Genomic DNA, 2,531 nt, shown 5'->3' with positions numbered 1-2,531 from the left:
GGCGGCCGGCCGACCGCGAGCCGGGCCGGAGAGGTGGTGCGGGTCCGATGAGCCTCGCCCAGGTGGCCGCCGCCGCGCGCAGCTCGGCGGCGCTCCCGCTGACCCTCGCGGTGGCCGCCGTCGACGTGGACGGCGGCGAAGCGGTCGGGGTGGACGACACCGTCGTGCTGCCCGTCGCCAGCGCCTCCAAGCTGCTCCTGCTCGCCGAGGTCGCCCGGCGGTTGGACAACGGGGAACTGGCGGCCGGGCAGCCGGCCGCGATCCTCCCCGAGGACGTCACCGGCGGCACCGGCCTGCTCGGCCGGCTCAGCCGCCCCGGCTGGACGGTGGAGGACCTGGCCTGGCTGACCGCCGCGGTCAGCGACAACACCGCCACCAACGCCCTGCTGCGGCTGGTCGGCCTGCCGGCCACCGCGCGGCTGGCCCACGACCTCGGGCTCGAGCGGCTCACCCTGCACGACCGGGTGCGCGACGAGCGCGGGCCGGACGTCCCGCCGGTCTTCGCCACCGGCACCGCCCGCGACCTGGCCCGCCTGGTGGCCCTCGCGGTCCGGGGCACCATGGCCACCCCGGGGGCCTCGGCCCGGCTGCTCGGCTGGATGCGCGCCAACACCGACCACGGGCTGGTGCCCGCGCTGATCGACCACGACCCGTACGCCCCCGGCTTCCCCGAACCGCTGCCCGGCCGCCTGTTGGTGGCCAACAAGACCGGTACGGACACCGGGGTGCGGGCCGACGCGGGCGTCATCGTGGGCGCCCGGCGGGTGGCCTACGCGGTCGTCGCGCACTGGGACGTGGCGCTCGGGCCCAGCACCGAGCGGGCCGCCGTGCACGCCATCCGGGACGTCGGCGGCGCCCTCGCGGCCTGGGCCCAGCGGCCGGCCTGACGGGCTCCGGGCCGGGGAGGTCAGGGCCGGGCATGGTCCGGGCCGGGGGACGTCCGGGCCGGGGAGGTCAGGCCCAGCGCATGTCGAGCAGCGACCTGATCTCCCCGGCCGCCGCGCCGAGTTCGGCGAGGAAGGACCGCAGCACCGGGTTGCGGTTGGTGGTCCGGGTGGCCACCCCGATCCGGCGGTGCAGCTGCGGGTGGTCCAGCCGGCAGACGTGCACCCCGGCGCTGTCGGCCAGGCCGAGCGCCGGGATCAGCGCGACGCCCATGCCGGCCCGCGCGAGGTTGATGGTCACCTGGTAGTGGTCGCTGCGGCAGCGCACCCGGGGGCGGAACCCCTCGGCCGCGCAGGCGCGTTCGAGCACCGGCTCGCCGGTGCTGCCGCCGTGGGTGCCGATCCAGCTCTCGCCCTCCAGCTCGGCCAGCCGCACCAGCGAGCGCCGCCCGAGCCGGTGCCGCAGCGGCACCACGACCAGCTGCGGCTCCTCGAAGTACATCCGCACGTCCACCGCCGCCTGGCGGCACCACGGGTCCAGCGGGTGCTCGAAGACGACGGCCGCGTCCAGCCGGCCGGCCTCCAGGTCCGGGACCAGCTCGTGCGGCTGGCCCATGATCAGCTCCAGCTCGACCTGCGGGTTCGCGGCGGAGAACGCGGCCAGCGCCCGGGGCAGCAGGTCCAGCCCGGCGGAGGCGAAGAAGCCGATCCGCAGCACCCCGGCCGCGCCCTCGGCGTGCGCCCGCAGGTCGTCCTGGGCGACGGCCATCAGATCGGCGATCGCCTGGGCGTGCTCGGCCAGCCGGACACCCGCGGGCGTCAGGCGCAGGGACTGCGGAGCCCGTTCCACCAGCGCGACACCCAGCTCCTGCTCCAGGCGGGCGAGCTGGTGCGAGATGGCGGACGGGCTCAGGTGCAGGGCCTGCGCCGCGGCCACGATGGTGCCCCGGCGGGCGATCTCCAGGAGGACGTGCAGTCGGGCGCTGTTCAGCATCGGCCCAGGTTAGACGGCATGCGACCGCTGCGCAGCCACCGGTTCCCCGAGGCCGTCGCCGGCGGCCACGTCCAGCCGGAGCAGGTCGTGCTCGGTCTCCCGGCGCACCACCAGGCGGGCCTCGCCGTTGCGGACGAAGACCACGGCGGGCCGCGGCAGCTTGTTGTAGTTGGACGCCATGGCGTAGCCGTAGGCGCCGGTCACCGGGGTGGCCAGCAGGTCGCCGACCCGCAGGTCGGCGGGGAGCGCGGCGTCGTCGATGATCACGTCGCCGCTCTCGCAGTGCTTGCCGACCAGCCGGGCGTGCCCCGGCCGGGGCGCTTCGGGGCAGCGCGGCAGGAAGGCCTCGTAGCGGGCGCCGTACAGCGCCGGGCGCAGGTTGTCGCTCATCCCGCCGTCCACGCTGACGTAGGTGCGCACGCCCTCGATCCGCTTGACGGTGCCGACCCGGTACAGCGTCAGCCCGGCCCGGGCGGCGATCGAGCGGCCGGGCTCGACGCCCACCTCGCCGCTCCAGCCCGCGCCGCGCACCGCCGCGCGGACCCGCTCGGCCCAGACCGCGAAGGAGGGGGCGCTCTGCCCGCTCAGGTAGGCCACGCCCAGGCCGCCGCCGACGGTCAGCCGGCGCAGTCCGTGCTCCACCGCGAACCGGG

General features: G+C 77.0%; 2 protein-coding genes and 1 pseudogene. 1 reads left to right on the top strand and 2 read right to left on the bottom strand.

What is annotated here, in order from left to right:
- The first annotated feature begins 47 nt into the window (after positions 1 to 47).
- The gene (locus AE652_RS39410; protein WP_053112553.1) at positions 48 to 887 is read left to right on the top strand and encodes a serine hydrolase; all 840 of its coding nucleotides are present in this window, start codon (positions 48 to 50) and stop codon (positions 885 to 887) included.
- 67 nt (positions 888 to 954) lie between these two features.
- On the opposite strand, the gene AE652_RS39405 is transcribed toward AE652_RS39410, so the two are convergent.
- On the bottom strand, positions 955 to 1,878 hold the full coding sequence (locus tag AE652_RS39405) for a LysR family transcriptional regulator (protein WP_049660390.1): 924 nt from the start codon (positions 1,876 to 1,878) through the stop codon (positions 955 to 957).
- A 9-nt stretch (positions 1,879 to 1,887) separates the two neighbouring features.
- Positions 1,888 to 2,531, bottom strand: a pseudogene (locus AE652_RS39400) (diaminopimelate decarboxylase); the annotation flags it as partial.

The sequence above is a fragment of the Kitasatospora sp. MY 5-36 genome, assembly GCF_001182915.1.
Taxonomy (GTDB): domain Bacteria; phylum Actinomycetota; class Actinomycetes; order Streptomycetales; family Streptomycetaceae; genus Kitasatospora.
Note: the sequence above shows the minus strand (reverse complement) of the source record. Positions and strands in the feature narration are given on the sequence as shown.